Consider the following 18,822-nt stretch of genomic DNA (forward strand, 5'->3'; position numbering starts at 1 on the left):
GCGCTCAGCCGAAATTCTGCGGTTGGCGGCGACGGACAAGCTGGCTGAGGGACACGGCGACGATCAGCGCCCCGCCATAAAAAAGCGACTGCACGAAGGCATCGGCACCCAGCATGGTCAGGCCGGTGATGCCCGTGATCAGGAAATAGACCCCGACCAGCGTCCCGATGGGATTGAAGCGCCCCGGATAGATGGCCGTGGCCCCCAGGAAGGCCGCCGCGAAGGCAGGCAGCAGCAGCGACAGGCCCGATGTCGGATCGGCCGATCCCGTCATCCCGGCATAGAGCACCCCCGCCAGCGCGGCCAGAAGCCCGGACAGGACGAAGGACGCCCCACGCACCCGGTTGACGGAAACGCCGTTCAGGCGTGCCACCTCGCGGCCCCGCCCGACAAACAGCAGCTTGCGCCCCGCGATCGTGTATTCCAGCGCCCACCACATCACGATGGCGACCGCCAGCCCATAGTAGAAGGCCAGCGGCACGCCCAGCAGCCGCTTGATGACGACCAGTTCGACAAGCTGCATCGACACCCCCGCGATCGTCCGCGAATCCGAGATCCAGAGCGTCATCCCGTTCAGGAACGTCCCGAGACCCAGTGTCACGATCAGGCTGTGGATCCGGAAATAGAGGACGAAGAACGCGTTCACCGCCCCGATCAACGCCCCGATCGTCAGCGCCGCCGCGACCGACCAGCCGATCCCCCAGCCCCATGTGACATCCGACACCGCCAGGAACATCGCCGCGAAGACCAGGGTCGATGCGGCCGAGAGATCGAAATCGCCCGAGGTCAGCGGTACGAGAATCGCCAGCGCCAGGACCACGAGGACGGCCTGCGACCCCAGCATCGACGACACCGTGCGCCATGTCAGGAAGGTATCGGGCAGCAGCGCCCCGAAGGTCAGGAACAGGACCAGCCATGCCAGAAGAAGGGCGAAGCGCTCGACCTCTCTCTTGGCCACGAATGCCGGAAGGCGGCGGGGGCGGGTCGTCTCGGCAATGCTCATGAGGCGGCCTCTCTCTGGGGGTGGGCTGGAATTGCCGCGCCGTCGTGGAAACAGGCGCGGGCGATGTTTTCCCGGGTCAGGGCGGGTCCCGAAAGGCAGGCCACGGATCGGCCGCGATGGAAGACGAAGACCCGGTCGCAGATCTGGGCCAGCTGTTCGTAATCGGTCGAGGCGCAGAGGATCGCCGTCCCCTGCCCCGCGGCACGGTCCAGCGCCGCGAAGATCTGCTGGCGGGCGCCGTAATCGACGCCCTGCGTCGGTTCGTCCAGCAGCAGCAGGCGCGGATCCTCGGCCAGCCATTTGCCCATCACGACCTTCTGCTGGTTCCCGCCCGACAGGGTCGCCAGCGGCACCTGCGCGCGGGCCGGACGCACATCGTATTCGGCGATCAGGGATTGCGCGGCCTCGGCCATCCTGTTGCGCCGCAGACCGAACCTGCCGCGCAACCGCCGCAACCCCAGGAATGTCGCGTTCTCCTCGACGCTGAGGCCGCCGACACAGCTTTGATGCGCCCGGTCGCCGGGGATCAGGCCGATGCCCGCGCCGATCGCGGCGGCGGGCGTCAGGGTCACCACGTCATGGGCGACGTCCTGCGCGTCCTCCAGCGTCAGCCGTCCGCGACCTGCCATCGCCCCGAACAGCAGATAGGGGATCTCGGCGAAGCCCGATCCGATAAGACCCGTCACCCCGACAACCTCGCCGCGGCGCAGTTCGGCGTCGAACTGCGCGAGCCTGCCGCCCGAGACGCCCTCGATCCGGGCGGCCACCTCGTGGCGGGGTGCGGCCGGGGCGCGCCTGAACGGGGCGATCACGCTGCCCACGATGGTGTTCAGGATGTCCTGCCGCGTTGTTTCGGCGGTCGTCAGCACCGCATCCATCTGCCCGTCGCGCATGATGGCCACGCGGTCCGTGATCTCCAGCACCTCGTCGATGTCATGGGTCACGATGATGACGCTGGCACCGGTGCGGCGGATGCGGCGCAGCAGGGCGAACAGCTTCTCGACATCCTCGGCGGACAGGAAGGGCGTCGGCTCGTCCAGAACCAGGATCCCCTCGCCCGCGCGACCGGCCTCGGACCTGCGCAATTCGGCCACGGCGCGCAGGATCGCGGTATAGGCACGCTCGACCGGGGACAGCGTCTCGACAAGGGCGGTCGGCTCGATCTCCAGGCCGAACTCGTCGAACAGCTCGCGCATCCAGGCGCATTCGCGACGCCACCGGATGCCGGTCCGGCGCGGTCTGTCATCGCCCACAAGCATGTTGTCGGCCACCGACAGCGACGGGATCAGCGCAAGATGCTGATGCACGAAGGCCACCCCCATCGCCCTGATCCGGCGCGGGTCCAGCGGCAGGGGCAGCGTCTCGCCCCACAATGTCACCTTGCTGCCCGGATCGGGCGAATTGAAGCCCGCCAGCACCTTGATCAACGTGGACTTGCCCGATCCGTTCTGACCCAGAAGGCCCAGGATCTCGGCCCGGCGCAGGTTGACCGACACACCCTTGAGCACCTCGACCGTGCCGAAGGTCATGCGGATATCGGCCATCCGCAGCACGCCCGGTTGCGGATCGGCAGCCATCAGCCCTCGAGGCCCCACAGCTTGCGATACCCCGCGACATGCGCGTCGCCATAGCCCGAGTCGAAATCGGCGGGCACGCCCGCGGTCTCGGCATTGTCCTTGTCGAAGATCAGCAGCGGGATGCCCAGGCTCTCGGGCACCTCCAGACCGCAGAGCACGCGCATCTGCGCATCGACCGCCGCATATCCCGCCCAGCCCAGGCTTTCGCCGATATCCATCTGGACCGTCCCCTCGCGCACCATGTCCAGCACGAAGGGCGTGCCGTTATAGGACGCCATGCCGACATCGTTCGCCCCCGCGATCCGCAGGGCGGGCGTCACGAACTGGGTCATGGAATCATAAATCGGCAGGATGTAGTTGATGCCCGGATTGGCCAGCAGCGCCGATTGCGTGCCCGACTGGATGCGCGTCGCCCATTCGTTCACCGGGACGTTCAGATATTGCTGTTCGCAATCGGGGCAGTATTCCGACAGGCTCTGACGGATCTGTTCCACGAAGGGCAGCGACGGCAGGACGTCGTCCGACCCGATGATCAGCACGTTCGGCTTGCCCTCGGTCTCAACGAAGGCCCATGCCGCAAGGATCTCTCCTGCGCGGCGGTAATCGACCTTGGCCGAGGCATCGACGAAATCCGCCTGCTCCTGGCTTTCATCATAGAGATGGGTCGTCGTCACCGCGAGGCCCGCTTCCTTGGCCTCGCGCAGCTGCGGGGCCAGCATCTCGGGGTTCAGGCCGCCCGCGACATCGACCAGAGAGTAGTCCTGCGCGATGGCCTGGTTCACCCCCTGGATCCAGCTGTCCGACGCGCCCTGGTTCTCCCAGGTGGTGTATTTGAAGCCCACATCCGCGGCCGCGCGGCTCATGGCCTTCTGCAGCTCGACATTGAAGGGGATGGCCATCGTGACGGGGATCGAGAAGACGCTCTTGTCGGCCATGCAGGCGGCAGCGTCGAACGGTTCGCCCAGGGGCGCGAAATCGGGTGCCGCGCGATGCGCGTCCAGCACCGCCCTGGCATCGGACATCGCATCGGCCGAGGCCGTCATCGGCATGATCGCCGCCACGGCCCCAAGCATCGTCGCGCGGATCGTCAGTTCCCTTGCCGTCATTTCCGTCCCCTTCCTTGCTGCACCGGAACCGCTTCGGGCGGCTCTCTCAGTTTGGATAGTCCGGACTTATGCGAATTTGGGGAAGCGGAAATCGGGGCTGTTGGTATGGATTACGGTAGATGCGGCGTCCGGGGCCAGAATATGGGCAGGTTGCCTTGTCTGCTGCCCATAGATTGTCCGGACTTACAACGACCTACTTCCGTGCGGCCTGACGGAAGGACAGGACCGCACCCACAAGCCCGATCACCGAGAAGATCGCGAAGCAGAGGTCGTAGGAACCCGTAAGGTCGTAGACGAGCGCGAAGGTCGACGGACCCACGATCACCCCGATGAAGGTATAGACCAGAAGCGCCCCGGTATTCGCGCCGACCTTGCCCTTGGGCGCGGTTCGCGCCGCAGCCGCCAGGAACACGCCGTTCCATCCCGTCGCGACCCCCCCAAGCGCGACCAGCAGCACGGCCTGCATCCATCCCGGCATGGTGCCTGCCCACCCAAGCGCGAACATGAAGCAACCCGCCAGCAGCCCGATAACCCCCAATGTGCGGAACCCGCCCAGCCGATCCGCCGCAAGCCCCCAGCTGACGCGCCCCGTCGCGCCCGCCAGCTGCAGGCCCGCGGCCACGATGCCCGCCGCGACCAGCGACCAGCCGTGATCGACCAGCATCACCACCGTGAAGGCGGTGGCCATCAGCTGCAGCGCGGAATAGAGCCCGCCCAGCAGGGCCAGCGTCCGCAGCCGGTCGTTGCGGTACAGCTCGACCTGATCGCGCAGCGCCCGCAGCAGGGGATTGCCCTGCCCAGCCCCCCGGCGGATCGGGGTGAAGGTGAACTGCGACCAGGCCCAGGTCATCAGGACCAGGGGCACGACGGATGCCGCAAGCAGCGCATGACGCCAACCCTCGCCCCCGCCATGCATCAGCACCGCAAGCCCCGGCAACGTGACCGAGGCCACGACGGCGCCCAAGGGAACACCGGTCTGCTTGATCGAGAAGACCAGCGAATGCCGTCCCCCATGCGCGGTGCGATGCAGGATGTCGGACGATGCGGGATTGTTCAGCCCGTAGCAGATGCCGAACAGCGCCGATGCCGCGATCATCAGCAGCGGCCGCCCCGTGGCCAGCAGCATCAGACCGATCGAGAAGCCCGCCAGCTCCAGGACGATGACGCGTTCGGCGCCGAGGGTCTCGACCACCGTGCCGGCCATCGCGGATGCGAACACGCCCGCGAAATAGATCAGGCTAATCTGGTAACCGATGTAATGCGCCCCGATCCCGAGCGAGCTTGCAACCTCGGGTGCCAGCGATGTCAGGGCCAGCACGCTCAGCGTGGCTGCGACCTGCACCAGCGTCATCATGGCCAGCGGCTTCATCCATTCGGGGCGCCCGGATATGCCGGGCTGGCTCGACACCGTATGAGTCATGGTTATTCTGTCCGTACTGATCGGGCGCCATTTCGGCGAGTTGCTTCTCGTCCGCTACATAAGTCCGTACAAGCAAGCAACCAAAAACCCCTGGGAGGAAACCGAGGGATGACCGAAATCACACGCTGCCAATCTGAAAGCACCAATACGCCGCTTTACCTGCAGATTGCGCACAAGCTGGAGCGTCAGATCGTCAGCGGCGAACGCGCCGTCGGCAGCCTGCTGCCCCCCGAGGCAGAGCTGGCCGTCCAGCTGGGCGTCAGCAGGCACACGATCAGGCAGGCCATCCAGCAGCTTCGCCAGCGCGGGATGCTGGCCGCGCGCAAGGGCGTGGGCACGCGGGTCGAAAGCGCGCGACCGCAATGGCGCGACCGCTTCCGCGACAACAACCGCGACGACCTGTTCGAATTCGCAAGCGAGACCGAGATGTTCATCCGCGTGAAGGAACGTCGCGAGTTGCGCGGCAAGCTTGCGACCGAGATCGGCTGCAGGCCCGGGAAATCGCTGCTCTACATGGAAGGGCCGCGCCATTTCATCAACGAACCGACGCCGTTCTGCTGGAACGAGGTCTACCTGGATCCCATCGCCGAACCGGTCATCCGCGACATGGACATCCAGCGATCGTCGCTGTTTCACCTGGTCGAGGCGCATACCGGCGAACGCATCGTCGATATCCAGCAAGAGATACGCGCCGTGACGATCGCCCCCGAGATCTGCACCAAGATGGGACTGCCCCAGGATACGATCGGGCTGCGAATCACGCGCCGCTACCTGTCCTCCGGAGGTCGGCTGATGGAATACGCGATCCAGACATCCCCTGCCGACAGCTTTGCCTATCGCACCCACATCCAAGCCGCCTGAAGCGTCGCGTTGCACCCGGTTTGTGCAATTGCGGCGGTTTTGCGTAAGTCCGGACATGCCACGCACATTGCGCACTGGACCGCTTCGGAACCCCTCCTGCTAAGTTCGGACTTATGACGCAACCTTGCAGGAGGCCCGCACCATGGACATGGGCGTTTTCATTCCGATCGGGAACAACGGCTGGCTGATTTCCGAAGCCGCACCGCAATACAAACCCAGCTTCGAACTGAACAAGCAGATCGTCCAGAAGGCCGAGGGCTATGGCCTGGAATTCGCGCTGTCGATGATCAAGCTGCGTGGTTTCGGTGGCAAGACAGAGTTCTGGGACCACAATCTCGAAAGCTTCACGCTGATGGCGGGCCTGGCGGCGGTCACCACGAAGATCAAGCTGTTCGCGTCCAGCGCGGTGCTGACCCTGCCCCCGGCGATCGCCGCACGGATGGCCAGCACCGTGTCCTCGATCGCGCCGGGCCGCTTCGGCGTCAATATCGTGACGGGCTGGGCCGAGGCGGAATACAGCCAGATGGGCATCTGGCCCGGCGACGAATATTTCGGCTACCGCTACTCCTATGCCGCCGAATACGTGAATGTCATGAACGAGTTGTGGGCGAAAGGTTCATCCGATTTCAAGGGTCAGCATTTCGAGATGACCGACTGCAAGCTGTCTCCTCCCCCCGAGGGGAAGGTCGAGATCGTCGCGGCCGGACAATCGCCCAAGGGCATGAAATTCGCGGCCGAGCATGCGGATTACAACTTCATCATGGGTCAGGGCGTCAACACGCCCCAGGCGGTCGCGCCCATCTGCGGACGGCTGGCAGAGGCCGCGAAGGAATCCGGGCGCGATGTGGGGGCCTATTGCCTGTTCATGATCATCGCGGACGATACCGACGAGGCGGCCGAGGCGACCTGGCAGAAGTACAAGGACCATGTCGATGCCGATGCGCTGGCATGGATGGCCGATCAGGGCAGCAAGGACGACGCGGCAGATGCCAGCTCGACCGCCAAGCATATCAACCTTCCCGAAGGTGCGGTGAACTTCAACATGGGAACCCTGGTCGGCTCTCATGCCAAGGTCGCTGCCATGCTGGATGAAGCGACCCAAATGGAGGGCGTGAAGGGCATCATGATGGTCTTCGACGATTTCCTCGAAGGGCTCGACAAGTACGGCCAGAAGATCCAGCCGCTGATGAAGTCGCGCCAGCCGGTCGAAGTCGCCGCCTGAGACCCGACACAGCCGAAGGGCCGCGACCCGGGTCGCGGCCCCTTTTCCGTCCCGCAGGAGAATTCGAATGACAGATCGAGACAGCAATTACGCCGGGGTCTACGACCGCCGGGTGGGCTTCGGTCAGCGCCCCGCATTGCTGATGATCGATTTCGCCCACGCCTATTACGACCCGGATTGCCCGCTTTACGGCGGCGAGGGCTGCCGATCCGCGCTGGCAGCAGCGCTGGAGCTGCGCCGCGCCGCCAGGGCTGCGGATATCCCGGTCATCCTGACGCGCGTCAGCTATCACCCTTCGGGGCGGGATGGGGGACGGTTCTTCGAAAAGGCCGCCCCGCTCGAGGCATTCCTGCCCGGTCGGGCGACGGCGGAATTCGCCGAAGGCCTGCTGCCCCACGCGGACGAGATCGTCGTGACCAAGCAGTACCCCTCGGCGTTCTTCGGAACCTCGCTTGCACCGATGCTGACATCGATGGGCTGCGACAGCGTGCTGCTGAGCGGACTGACCACATCGGGCTGCGTGCGCGCCAGCTGCGTCGATGCCATGAGCCATGGCTTCCGGACGCTGGTGGTTGCCGATGCCTGCGGCGACAGGCATTCCGCCCCGCACGAGGCGAACCTGTTCGACATGAACGCAAAATACGCCGACGTGGTCAGCCTGCCGGACACACTGACCCATCTTGCAGGTCGCAAGGCGGCGTAAGGGCCGCCCCCGCCGGGGGGGCCTTAGTGAGAGATCATCCAGGGCCGCGTCCCCATCAGCGATTTCGAACCGTCGGGGCGGTGCAGCGTGCGGCTGGCCTTCTTCTTGCCGCCCGAACAGCAGCCGCAGCCCGGCCCGTGGCTGCTGAGTCGCTTCGGGCTGTCGGCGCTGCGTTCATTCGTGGCAAAGGCCGTGCGCCTGCCGGAATCCATGTTTGCAAGCCGCGGCGCGGTCAGCATGACGCGCGGCGCGGCATTCGCGCAGGCCGGACAGGCGCAGGGATCGGCGAATGCGGACATCGGGGCCAGCGCCTCGAACGGGCCGCAATCGGGGCAGGCATAATCATAGACGGGCATGGGTCATCCTTTGGCCGGGTTGCTTGAGATGGGGCCGCGCGTTCGCCCGCGCGGCCCCGGTCTGTTACAGATCGGGCGCGATGGGCATGTCGACCGAACCGTCCACCAGCTTCGTCGGACCGTCGACCGAGGGCATAAGGGCAGATCCGTTCTCGAAGATGTCGGTCGGCAGCCACAGGGTCGCGCAGGCGTTCGGCACATCGACCACCCCCGAGATATGCCCCTGCACCGGGGCCGTTCCCAGGATCGAATAGCCCTGCGCACCGGAATAGCCGAACTTCTTCAGATACTCGATCGCGTTCAGGCAGGCCTGGCGATAGGCGACATGCACGTCCAGATAGTGCTGCTTGCCGCCCTCGTCGACGCTGATGCCTTCGAAGATCAGGAAGTCGTCGTATTTGGGCACGATGGGCGAGGGGCGGAAGATCGGGTTCTTGATGGCGTATTTCTCCATCCCGCCCTTGATCAGGCTGACGCGGATGTGCAGCCAGCCGGCCATCTCGATCGCGCCGCAGAAGGTGATCTCGCCGTCGCCCTGGCTGAAGTGCAGATCGCCCATCGAGAGGCCCGCACCGTCGACATAGACCGGGAAGTAGATCTTCGACCCGCGGCTGAGGTCCTTGATGTCGCAATTGCCGCCGTGTTCGCGCGGGGGCACGGTGCGCGCGCCCTCGGCTGCGGCCTTGTCGCGGGCCTCGCCCTTCAGCTTGCCCATATGCGCCGATTGCGTGGTGGGCAGGTTCGCAAGCCCCGGCACGCGGTTCGGGTCGGTGGCCACCAGCCCCTTTTCACGCTCGTTCCACATGTCCAGCATCTTGCGGTCGGGCAGGCAGCCGATCAGGCCCGGATGGATCAGGCCCGCATAGCGCACGCCGGGGATGTGGCGAGATTTGGTGAACATCCCCTCGAAGTCCCAGATCGACTTCTGCGCGTCGGGGAAGTGATCGGTCAGGAAGCCGCCGCCGTTCTGCTTGGAAAAGAAGCCGTTGAAGCCCCAGTTCATCTCCTCCTTGGCGCCGATGTCCAGGATGTCGACGACCAGCAGGTCGCCCGGCTCGGCGCCCTTCACGCCGATGGGACCGGACAGGTAATGGACCTGTTCCAGTTCCACGTCGCGCACGTCGGATGCGTCGTCGTTGTTGCCGATCTGCCCGCCGGTCCAGTCGTAGGTCTCGACCTTGAAGTCGTCGCCCGGTTCGACCCAGCAGGCCATCGGGATGTCGCAATGCCAGCGGTTGTGAACGGCCTCGTTCGTATGGGGGCTTTCGCTCAGGTTTACGGAAATCAGCGTGTCGGCCATTGCGGGCCTCCTTCTCTTGCTGGTTCAGACGGAAAGGAATTTCGAAACATGCGCCTCGTCGACGCCCGCACGGGGGCTGTCATGGACGAAGGCGCCCTTCTCCAGCACCATCACGCGGTCGGCCACGTCCAGCGCAAAGCTGAGCACCTGTTCCGAGACGATGATGGTCAACCCGCGTTCATCGCGGATGCGGCGCAGGGTCCGGGCCATCTCGCGGATGATCGAGGGCTGGATGCCTTCGGTCGGCTCGTCCAGCAGCAGGACCTTGGGATCGGACGCCAGCGCGCGCGCGATGGCAAGCTGCTGCTGCTGACCGCCCGACAGGTTGCCGCCGCGCCGGTGCTTCATCTCGACCAGGACGGGAAACAGCTCGTAGATGTCGGCGGGAACGGCCTTCTTGCCGGTGACGGTCAGACCGGTCTCGACATTTTCCTCGACCGTCATGGCGGAAAAGATCTGCCGGCCCTGCGGGACATAGGCCAGCCCCCCTGCGACGCGGGCATGCGATTTCAGGCCCGCCATCTGTCGGTCCCCCACCGTGATCGTCCCCCCGGTCGCGGGCACGATGCCCATCAGCGACTTCATCAGCGTGGTCTTGCCCATGCCGTTGCGGCCCATGATCGCGACGATCTCGCCCTTGGGGACCCGAAGGTCGAGGCCGTGCAGCACCTCGGATTCGCCATAGCCCGAGGTCAGTTTCTCGATGGTCAGCATCACATGCTCCTCAGTGGCCCAGATAGACTTCGACGACCTTGGGGTCGGCCTGCACATGGGCCATCGACCCTTCCGACAGGCGCTTGCCCTGGTGCATCACGGTCACGCGCGTCGCGATGTCGGCGACGAAGCCCATGTCATGTTCGATCACGATGACCGCGCGGTCCTGGATGATCCGGTTCAGCAGTTCGGCCGTCTTCTTGCGTTCGGCGACCGACATGCCCGCGACGGGTTCGTCCAGCATCATCAGCTGCGGGTCTTGGATCAGCAGCATCCCGATCTCCAGCCACTGCTTCTGACCATGGCTGAGGATGGCGGCGCGTTCCTGCAGCATGTCGCCAAGGAAGATCGTCTCGGCCACCTCGCGGATGCGGGCATCCACATCGCCGTCGCGGCGGAAGGTCAGCGCCCCGAAGACGGTGTGCCCGCGCGGATAGCTGATTTCCAGGTTCTCGAAGACGGTCAGATCCTCGTAGACGGAAGGGGTCTGGAACTTGCGTCCGACGCCCGCATGGACGATCTGGTCCTCACGCATGCGGGTCAGTTCCGATCCCTTGAACTCAATCGATCCGGCAGTGGCCCGGGTCCGCCCGCAGATCAGGTCCAGGACCGTCGTCTTACCCGCCCCGTTCGGTCCGATGATGACGCGGCATTCGTTCGGCTCGACATAGAAGCTGAGACCGTCCACCGCCTTGAACCCGTCGAAGGACACGGTCAGATCCTCGACCGTCAGGATGAAGTTCGGGTTTTCCATGGTGACGCCTTATTCTGCCGGTTGCGGGGTGGTGGCGGGCGCGGCGCGCCCGATGCGAAGACGCGGCTTGATGTAGTCGTCGAACAACCCGGCAAGTCCGTTGGGAAAGGCCATGACCACGGCGATGAACAGCGCCCCCAGTCCGAACAGCCACAGTTCGGGGAAGCTTTCCGAGAATGTGGTCTTGGCCCAGTTGACCAGCAGCGCCCCGTAGACCGCCCCCATCAGCGAATGACGCCCGCCGACCGCGCAGAAGATCACCATCTCGATCGAGGGAACGATGCCCACGATGGTGGGCGACATGAAGCCGACCTGCAGGGTGAACATCGCGCCCCCGACGGATGCCATCATCGCGCCGACGCAGAAAATGAAGATCTTGAAGCTGGCCACGTCGTAGCCCGAGAAGCGGACCCGGTCCTCGGCGTCGCGCATGGCCACCAGGACGCGGCCGAACTTCGACTTGCGGATCGCCATCGCGACCAGCAGGCAGACGAACAGCAAGACGCCGTTCACGAAGTAGAGCGTGGTCTTGGCCCCGTCGGGCCGGATGTCCCAACCCATCAGCGTCCGCAGGTCGGTGATGCCGTTGACCCCGCCGGTATAGCCCTGCTGGCCCACGATCAGGATCGTGGCAATGGCTGCGATGGCCTGGGTGATGATCGCGAAATAGACTCCGCTGACCCGGCGACGGAACATCGCATAGCCGATGACGAAGGCGAATGCCGCAGGCACGACGAAGATCGCGACGAGGGTGAAGGCGAAGCTGTTGAAGGGCTGCCACCAGATCGGCAGCGCCGAGATCTGGTTCCAGTCCATGAAGTCCGGGATGCCCGGGGTGGACTGGATCGCCGTGGCCTCGGGGGTCGATGCCTCGAGCTTGAGGAACATCGCCATGCAATAGCCCCCCAGCCCGAAGAAGACCCCCTGCCCCAGGCTGAGGATGCCCCCCGCCCCCCAGCACAGCACCAGCCCGATCGCCACGAAGGCATAGGTCAGGTATTTGCCGAACAGGTTCAGGCGGAAATCGTCCAGCATCACCGGGAAGACCACGAAGATGATCAGGGCGAGGATGACGAGGCCCACGGCCTCGTCGCGCTTCAGAAACGAAGTCTTGGTCATCGTCCGGTCCTCATTTCCGAAGTTTCATGGCAAACAGGCCCTGCGGACGCAGCATCAGGATGCCGACCACGACCAGCAGCGTGATGACCTTGGCCATCGAGCCCGAGAGGAAGAATTCCAGGATCGACTGCGCCTGGCTGATCGAGAATGCCGATGCGATCGTGCCCAGCAGGCTGGCCGCGCCGCCGAAGACCACCACGAGGAACGTATCGACGATATAGGCCTGCCCCGAGGTCGGCCCCGTCGATCCGATCATGGTGAAGGCAGCCCCCGCCACACCTGCGACCCCGCAGCCAATGCCGAAGGTCATGCGGTCGGTGCGTTCGGTGTCGATGCCCACGGCGCCCGCCATCACGCGGTTCTGCGTCACCGCGCGCACCTGCCGACCCCAGCCCGACTTGTACATCATCACATAGACCGCGGCCGAGATCCCCAGGGCCAGGACCATCACGAAGATGCCGTTGATCGGGATCTCGATCAGGTCGGTGACTGGCAGCGACCCCATCATCCATTCGGGGATGGTGACGCCGACCTCGCGCGCGCCGAAAAGCGACCGGAACGCCTGCTGCAGGATCAGGCTAAGCCCCCAGGTCGCAAGCAGCGTATCCAGCGGCCGCTTGTAGAGATGCCGGATGATCGCCCATTCGACCGCCATCCCCAGAAACCCCGAGGCGCAGAACGCCAGCACCATCGCCACGAAGAAATAGGCGCCGAACAGCGCCGGCATGTAGGCCGCGAAGGCGTTCGACACGAGGTAGGTGACATAGGCGCCCAGGATCATGAATTCGCCATGCGCCATGTTGATGACGCCCATCTGGCCGAAGATGATCGCAAGCCCCAGGGCCATCAGCACGAAGACCGAAAACAGGATCAGCCCGGCGAAGCCCTGCATGGCGAAGATCGCGCCAAGCTCTGGCAGGGAATAGCCCGAAAACATCGGAACTCTCCTTGAATGAAGGGGGAAGACGGCGGCCCTCGTCGGACCGCCGGGACGGGCTTACTGATAGCCCTCGGGGAAGGGGTCCGGCTCGACCAGATCGTCGGTCTCGAAGACGACCTCGTATTGACCGTCGGCCAAGGCATGCCCCACGCGGGTCTTGGACCACAGGTGATGGTTCTCGTGGATCTTCACATAGCCCTCGGGGGCGCTTGCCAGTTCGATCCCGGGGCTGGCCTCGCGCACCTTGTCCACGTCGAAGGACCCGGCCTTTTCCACGGCGGCCTTCCACAGCCAGGGCCCCAGATAGGCCGCCTGCGTCACGTCGCCGATGACCATGTCGTCGCCCCACATCTCCTTGAATGCCGCGACGAATTCCTGGTTGTTCTCGTTCTCCAGCGACTGGAAGTACTTCATGCAGGCATAGGCGCCTTCGATGTTCTCGCCGCCGATGCCGCGGATCTCGTCCTCGGTCACCGAGATGGTCAGCAGCAGCGGCGCCTCCTCGGTCATGTCGATGCCTGCGGCCTTCAGCTGCTTATAGAAGGCGACGTTCGAACCGCCCACGACGATGGCATAGATCACGTCGGGCTTCCTCAGCCGGATCTTGTTGATGACCGAGTTGAACTGCGTATGGCCGAGCGGATAATACTCCTCTCCGACAACCTCGCCGCCCAGCTTGTCCTCGATATGCTTGCGGGCGATCTTGTTCGACGTGCGCGGCCAGATGTAATCCGACCCCAACAGATAGAACGACTTGGCGCCCTTCTCGCGCGCGACCCAGTCGAGGCCCGCGATGATCTGCTGCGTGGCTTCCTGGCCGGTGTAGATGACGTTCGGGCTCTCCTCCAGACCCTCGTAGAAGGTCGGGTAATAGAGCATCCCGTTATGCTGTTCGAAGACCGGCAGCACCGCCTTGCGGCTGGCCGAGGTCCAGCAACCCATGACGCTGGCGACCTTGTCGTTGACCAGCAGCTTGCGCGCCTTTTCCGCGAAGGTGGGCCAATCCGATGCGCCATCCTCCTGGATGGTCTCGATCTTGCGGCCAAGCACGCCGCCCTGGGCGTTGATCTGCTCGATCGCCAGCTTCTCGGCCTGGACCGACCCGGTTTCCGAAATCGACATGGTGCCGCTGATGGAATGAAGGATGCCGACCTGCACGGTATCGTCGGTCACCGCCAGCCCGGTGGTATTGACCTGGTCGGTCGGGAAGTCCTGCGCCCGCAGACCCTTGGGCAGGAACAGCGACGCACCAAGCGCAGCCCCCCTGCCAGGATCGCACGCCGCGAGATGGGAGAGATGGGAACTTTCTTCTGATCGGCCATGTTGTCCTCGTCGGTTCGGGTCGTGGTTGACCAGAGGTTGACCCGCAAGCCGACGTCGCGGAATACGTCGAATGACGTATATGAATGCGTCGAATTTCCCCCTATCCCGGTCCCCTGACCAGAAAGACGCTCCGCCGGCCCTTGGGGCGCGGGGCCTGGGCAAGGGGCCGTCCGGATGAGCACTCTGCTGCACGCGACCACAGCCAAGCGCGAATATCACCGGCTTGTCGCCGACGAGACGATGGAGGATTTCGCCCTTCGCTTCACCGCGCATCGCGCGCGTCGGTGGTCGGCGGCCTGGGTCGCGAATGCGGCCCTGGGATCGATCTCGTTCCTCGCGCTCGAGGCGATCGGCGCCGCGCTGACCCTGGGTTTCGGTTTTTCGACAGCGGCCCTTGCCATCGCCGCGGTCTGTGCAGTGCTGTTTGTGACGGGTTTGCCCATCGCCTATTACGCCGCGCGTTATGGCGTGGATATCGACCTGCTCACCCGAGGCGCGGGCTTCGGCTATCTCGGGTCCACGCTGACATCGCTCATCTATGCCAGCTTCACATTCATCTTCTTCGCGCTCGAAGCGGCCATCCTGTCGCTTGCTTTGCAATTCTGCTTCGGCATTCCCTTGTGGGCAGGCTACATGGCATCCGCCGTGGTCGTGATCCCGCTGGTCGCGCACGGCTTCTCGCGGATCTCGCGTTTTCAGGCCTGGACCCAGATCCCCTGGCTGGCGCTGAACCTGCTGCCCTTCGCGGTGATCGCGGCAATGGACCTTGGCAATGTCGAATGGACGGGGTTCCGCGGGCTGGACGGCAGTTCCGAACTGACGCTTCTGTCCTTCGGGGCCGCATCTGCCGTGGGACTGTCCATGATCGCCCAGATCGGCGAGCAGGTCGATTTTCTGCGCTTCCTGCCCGCGCCGCGGACGCGGCGGCAGCGGATCGGATGGTGGGCCGCCATCATCGCGGCCGGACCGGGTTGGGCGGTGATCGGAGGGCTGAAGATGATGGCCGGATCGTTCCTGACGGTGCTGGCAATCTCGGCCGGGACCGCGGTGGGCGACCTGACCGATCCCGCGCATCTCTATTTCGCGGCCTTCGATCTGGCATTGGGCGACGGGGGGATGGCATTGGCCGTCACCGGCATCTTCATCGTGCTCTGCCAGTTGAAGATCAACGTGACGAATGCCTATGCCGGGTCGATCGCCTGGTCGAACTTCTTCTCGCGCCTGACCCACGCGCATCCGGGCCGGGTCGTCTGGCTTGTCTTCAATGTGGCGATCGCGTTCCTGCTGATGCAGTTCGGCGTCTTTCACGCGATCGAGGCGACGCTCAGCTTCTATTCCACCGTGGCCCTTGCATGGATCGGGGCGATCTTCGCCGACCTGGTGATCAACAAGCCGCTCGGGTTCAGCCCCGCGGGGATCGAGTTCCGCCGAGCCTATCTGTATGATCTGAACCCGGTGGGGCTCGGCTCGATGCTGGGCGCGGTCATCCTCGGCCTGATGGCAGGCCACGGATTGCTGGGTCATGTCGCCGCCGGGCTTTCGGCCTTCGTGGCCCTGGGCGCCGCCATCATCCTCGCGCCGCTGATCGCATGGGCCAGCAAGGGGCGGTTCTATATCGCAAGACAACCGGTCGAGTTCGCGGTCGGAGAGCATGTCTGCGATACCTGCGGCTATCCGTTCGAGGCGCAGGACATGGCGACATGTCCCTTCATCGAGGGGCAGATCTGTTCGCTCTGCTGCTCGCTCGAGGGGGGGTGCGGGGATCGCTGCAAGCCCCATGGCCGTGCGCCCTCGACGATCCGCAGCGCCATCGAGCTGTCATTGCCGGCACCCCTCGCGCGCCATCTCGTGTCGCGCGCGGGCATCTTCTCGGTCTGCTTCTCGGCCGCGGTCGCATCCCTTGCCTTGCTGCTGGCCTTCCTCTTCTGGGCGCGAATGTCCGAAGGGTTCGGTGCGATCCTGGGGGCGCTGTTCTGCGGTGCCGTCGTGCTGATCGGGGTCGGTATCTGGATGCTGATCCTGGGGCGCGAAAGCCGTCACAACGCGCGGGACGAGGCCGAACGACAGACGCTTCGACTGCTGCAGGAAATCCGCGCGCACAAGCGCACCGACCTGGCACTGCAGGCCGCCAAGGAACAGGCCGAAGCCGCAAACACCGCCAAGACCCGGTATCTGGCCGGGCTCAGCCATGAGATCCGCACGCCCCTGAACGCCATCTTCGGCTTCGCGCAGATCGTCGAGGCCGATCCCGACATTCCGCCCCGGCGCCGCGAGGCGGTCCGCACGATCCGCCGTTCCTCTGAACACCTTGCCGGGCTGATCGAGGGGCTTCTGGACATCTCGAAGATCGAGGTGGGCCAGATCGAGATCACCCGGGAACGCATCAACCTGCCCGGCTTCCTCAACCAGATCGGCGCGTTGTTTCGTCAGCAAGCCGCCGAGAAGGGGCTGGATCTGTCGATCACGACACGCGGCAGCATGCCCGTCTGGGTGATGTCCGACGAAAAGAGGCTGCGGCAGATCCTGATCAACCTGATGACCAATGCCGTGCGATACACGGCCCATGGCTCGGTCGAGCTGGCCTTTTCCTATCGCAACGAGGTGGCCACCATCGTGGTCACCGATACCGGTCAGGGCATCGCGCCCGAGCAGATGGAGCGGATCTGGCGGCCGTTCGAACGCGGCGGCGACCAGCACCCGGGCGGTTCGGGGCTGGGCCTGACCATCACCAAGCTGCTGGTCGACATCCTCGGCGGAGAGATCACCGCCAAAAGCATGCCCGGTCGCGGAAGCAGCTTCCGCGTGCGCCTGATGCTGCCATCCGTTCCCGATCATGCCGCCCGCCCCGGTCGACAGGTCGATCTGGACGACAAGGCCCGCCCCACCGGCTATGGTGGCAGGCGGCGTACATTGATGATCGTGGACGACGATCTGCACCATCTGAACCTGTTCGACAGCTTCTTCGCGCCACTGGGCTTCAACGTGGTGGGCGCCGCCGACACCACGGCCGCCCGGGCAATGCTGGGCGATGTGACGCCCGACCTTTTCGTGCTGGACGTGGACATGCCGGTCGAGGACGGCTGGAGCTTCGCGCTGTGGCTGCGGCGCGATGCCTATCGGACGACGCCCATCCTGATGTGCACGGGCCACGCCCTCGAGGCCGGGCTGGTCAATGCCGACATGCAGGTCCATGACGGGTTCCTCGTCAAGCCCTATACCCTGACCGACATGCTGGAAACCATCGCCAGCCTGCTGCGGCTGGAACTGACCCATGACCGTCAGATCGAACCTTCAAGGAATGCGCATGCCATCGGTCCGGTCGATCTGGAGGCGTTGTTGTCGAGCGCACGGATCGGCCACGCCCGCGGGGTCGCCGCGCAGCTGGACCGGATCGAGATCGACCATGGCGGGCCGTCCGAGCGGACGCGTACACTGCGCAGCCATCTGGAGAATTACGACCTGACGGCAATCGAAAAGACCGTGACAGAGTGGATGAACACATGATCCGAAGCCACGCGACAATCGCCTCGATGGCGCTGATCGTCGATGACGACCCCGGTTCGGTCGGCATGGTCTCCGAAGCGTTGGAGGTCAGCGGCACCACGGTCATCGTGGCGCGCGACGGACAAAGGGCCCTCGAACTGCTGGAAAGGGTCGATCCCGACGTGATCCTGCTGGACGCCATGATGCCGGTCATGGATGGGTTCGAAACCTGCCGGCGGATGAAATCCGCCCCCGTGATGACCGATGCACCCATCATCTTCATGACCGGGCTGACGGGCTCGGACGACGTTCGCCGCGGGCTTCAGGCCGGGGGCGTGGATTACGTCACCAAGCCGGTCAAGGTCAACGAACTGATCGCCCGCGTGACCACTCATATCCTGAACGCCCGCCAGATGCGCGATCTGCGCAATGCCTTCGATACCCAGAACCGGGCGCTTGTCGCCATGGACGTGGCGGGCCGAATTGCCTGGGGCTCGCCCGGCGCGCTTCAACTGATGGCCGAGGCGGGCATCCTGATGCCGGACGGAACGGCCTCGGCCGGGATGACCACCTGGCTGCCCACGCTTCCCGACCAGGCGGTGACCCGCGCGCCCGCGCTGAACCTCGGGGCGGTGGTGCTGCATTATGCAGGACGGACCGGCGGAGGCGATCTGTTGATCCGCATCGAGACCGGGCAGCGCGGCGCGCCCGAGGCGCTGCTGGCCGAAAGCTTCGGCCTGACCGGTCGCGAATCCGAAGTCCTGCTCTGGCTGTCCCAGGGCAAGGCCAATCGCGACATCGCCGAGATCCTGACGCTCAGTGCGCGGACGGTGAACAAGCACCTGGAACAGATCTACGACAAGCTGGGCGTGGACAACCGCACCTCGGCCGCGTTGCTGGCCGATCGGCTGCTGGCATCGCGCGGGTGAACGCGCGATTGC

16 protein-coding genes are annotated in these 18,822 nt (G+C 64.9%); 5 read left to right on the top strand and 11 right to left on the bottom strand.

Going from position 1 to position 18,822, the window contains the following annotated elements:
• Positions 1-4 precede the first annotated feature (4 nt).
• From KO490_RS08210 to KO490_RS08225, 4 genes are all read right to left on the bottom strand, one after another.
• Entirely contained in the window at positions 5-1,003 is a 999-nt protein-coding gene (locus tag KO490_RS08210; protein ID WP_216018930.1) for an ABC transporter permease, read from the bottom strand.
• On the bottom strand, positions 1,000-2,580 hold the full coding sequence (locus tag KO490_RS08215) for a sugar ABC transporter ATP-binding protein (protein WP_216018931.1): 1,581 nt from the start codon (positions 2,578-2,580) through the stop codon (positions 1,000-1,002). Before KO490_RS08215 ends, KO490_RS08210 begins: the two co-directional genes overlap by 4 nt.
• A complete protein-coding gene (locus KO490_RS08220; RefSeq protein ID WP_216018932.1) occupies positions 2,580-3,686 on the bottom strand; it encodes a substrate-binding domain-containing protein in 1,107 nt (368 codons plus the stop codon). The genes KO490_RS08215 and KO490_RS08220 overlap by 1 nt, the downstream gene beginning before the upstream one ends.
• A 193-nt stretch (positions 3,687-3,879) precedes the next feature.
• On the bottom strand, positions 3,880-5,106 hold the full coding sequence (locus tag KO490_RS08225; protein ID WP_216018933.1) for an MFS transporter: 1,227 nt from the start codon (positions 5,104-5,106) through the stop codon (positions 3,880-3,882).
• Between the two features lie 108 nt (positions 5,107-5,214).
• On the opposite strand from KO490_RS08225, the gene KO490_RS08230 reads away from it, so the two are divergent.
• The 3 genes from KO490_RS08230 (at position 5,215) to KO490_RS08240 (ending at position 7,892) form a co-directional block, all read left to right on the top strand.
• A complete protein-coding gene (locus tag KO490_RS08230) occupies positions 5,215-5,967 on the top strand; it encodes a GntR family transcriptional regulator (RefSeq protein ID WP_216018934.1) in 753 nt (250 codons plus the stop codon).
• Positions 5,968-6,109: 142 nt separating this feature from the next.
• Complete coding sequence (rutA, locus tag KO490_RS08235; protein WP_216018935.1) at positions 6,110-7,189, top strand: pyrimidine utilization protein A; 1,080 nt, start codon at positions 6,110-6,112, stop codon at positions 7,187-7,189.
• Positions 7,190-7,256: 67 nt separating this feature from the next.
• Positions 7,257-7,892, top strand: coding sequence for an isochorismatase family protein (locus tag KO490_RS08240; protein WP_216018936.1), 636 nt, complete (start codon positions 7,257-7,259; stop codon positions 7,890-7,892).
• Between the two features lie 23 nt (positions 7,893-7,915).
• On the opposite strand, the gene KO490_RS08245 is transcribed toward KO490_RS08240, so the two are convergent.
• From KO490_RS08245 to urtA, 7 genes are all read right to left on the bottom strand, one after another.
• Positions 7,916-8,248: an FmdB family zinc ribbon protein gene (locus KO490_RS08245; RefSeq protein ID WP_216018937.1), complete on the bottom strand. Its 333-nt coding sequence runs from the start codon at positions 8,246-8,248 to the stop codon at positions 7,916-7,918.
• A gap of 64 nt (positions 8,249-8,312) precedes the next feature.
• Positions 8,313-9,548, bottom strand: a complete 1,236-nt coding sequence (gene fmdA, locus KO490_RS08250; protein WP_216018938.1) for a formamidase — start codon at positions 9,546-9,548, stop codon at positions 8,313-8,315.
• A gap of 24 nt (positions 9,549-9,572) precedes the next feature.
• Positions 9,573-10,262, bottom strand: a complete 690-nt coding sequence (gene urtE / locus KO490_RS08255; protein WP_216018939.1) for an urea ABC transporter ATP-binding subunit UrtE — start codon at positions 10,260-10,262, stop codon at positions 9,573-9,575.
• A gap of 10 nt (positions 10,263-10,272) precedes the next feature.
• Complete coding sequence (gene urtD, locus KO490_RS08260) at positions 10,273-11,016, bottom strand: urea ABC transporter ATP-binding protein UrtD (RefSeq protein ID WP_216018940.1); 744 nt, start codon at positions 11,014-11,016, stop codon at positions 10,273-10,275.
• Positions 11,017-11,025: 9 nt separating this feature from the next.
• Positions 11,026-12,135, bottom strand: coding sequence for an urea ABC transporter permease subunit UrtC (urtC, locus tag KO490_RS08265; RefSeq protein ID WP_216018941.1), 1,110 nt, complete (start codon positions 12,133-12,135; stop codon positions 11,026-11,028).
• A 10-nt stretch (positions 12,136-12,145) separates the two neighbouring features.
• A complete protein-coding gene (urtB, locus tag KO490_RS08270) occupies positions 12,146-13,072 on the bottom strand; it encodes an urea ABC transporter permease subunit UrtB (protein WP_216018942.1) in 927 nt (308 codons plus the stop codon).
• 60 nt (positions 13,073-13,132) lie between these two features.
• On the bottom strand, positions 13,133-14,248 hold the full coding sequence (urtA, locus tag KO490_RS08275; RefSeq protein ID WP_303462230.1) for an urea ABC transporter substrate-binding protein: 1,116 nt from the start codon (positions 14,246-14,248) through the stop codon (positions 13,133-13,135).
• Positions 14,249-14,572: 324 nt separating this feature from the next.
• Between urtA and KO490_RS08280 the strand changes: the two genes are divergently transcribed.
• On the top strand, positions 14,573-17,902 hold the full coding sequence (locus tag KO490_RS08280; RefSeq protein WP_216018943.1) for an ATP-binding protein: 3,330 nt from the start codon (positions 14,573-14,575) through the stop codon (positions 17,900-17,902).
• Positions 17,899-18,810 (top strand): DNA-binding response regulator, encoded by a 912-nt coding sequence (locus KO490_RS08285; RefSeq protein WP_216018944.1) that lies wholly within the window; start codon positions 17,899-17,901, stop codon positions 18,808-18,810. Before KO490_RS08280 ends, KO490_RS08285 begins: the two co-directional genes overlap by 4 nt.
• Positions 18,811-18,822 lie beyond the last annotated feature (12 nt).

The sequence above is a fragment of the Paracoccus sp. C2R09 genome (assembly GCF_018860625.1).
Taxonomy (GTDB): domain Bacteria; phylum Pseudomonadota; class Alphaproteobacteria; order Rhodobacterales; family Rhodobacteraceae; genus Paracoccus.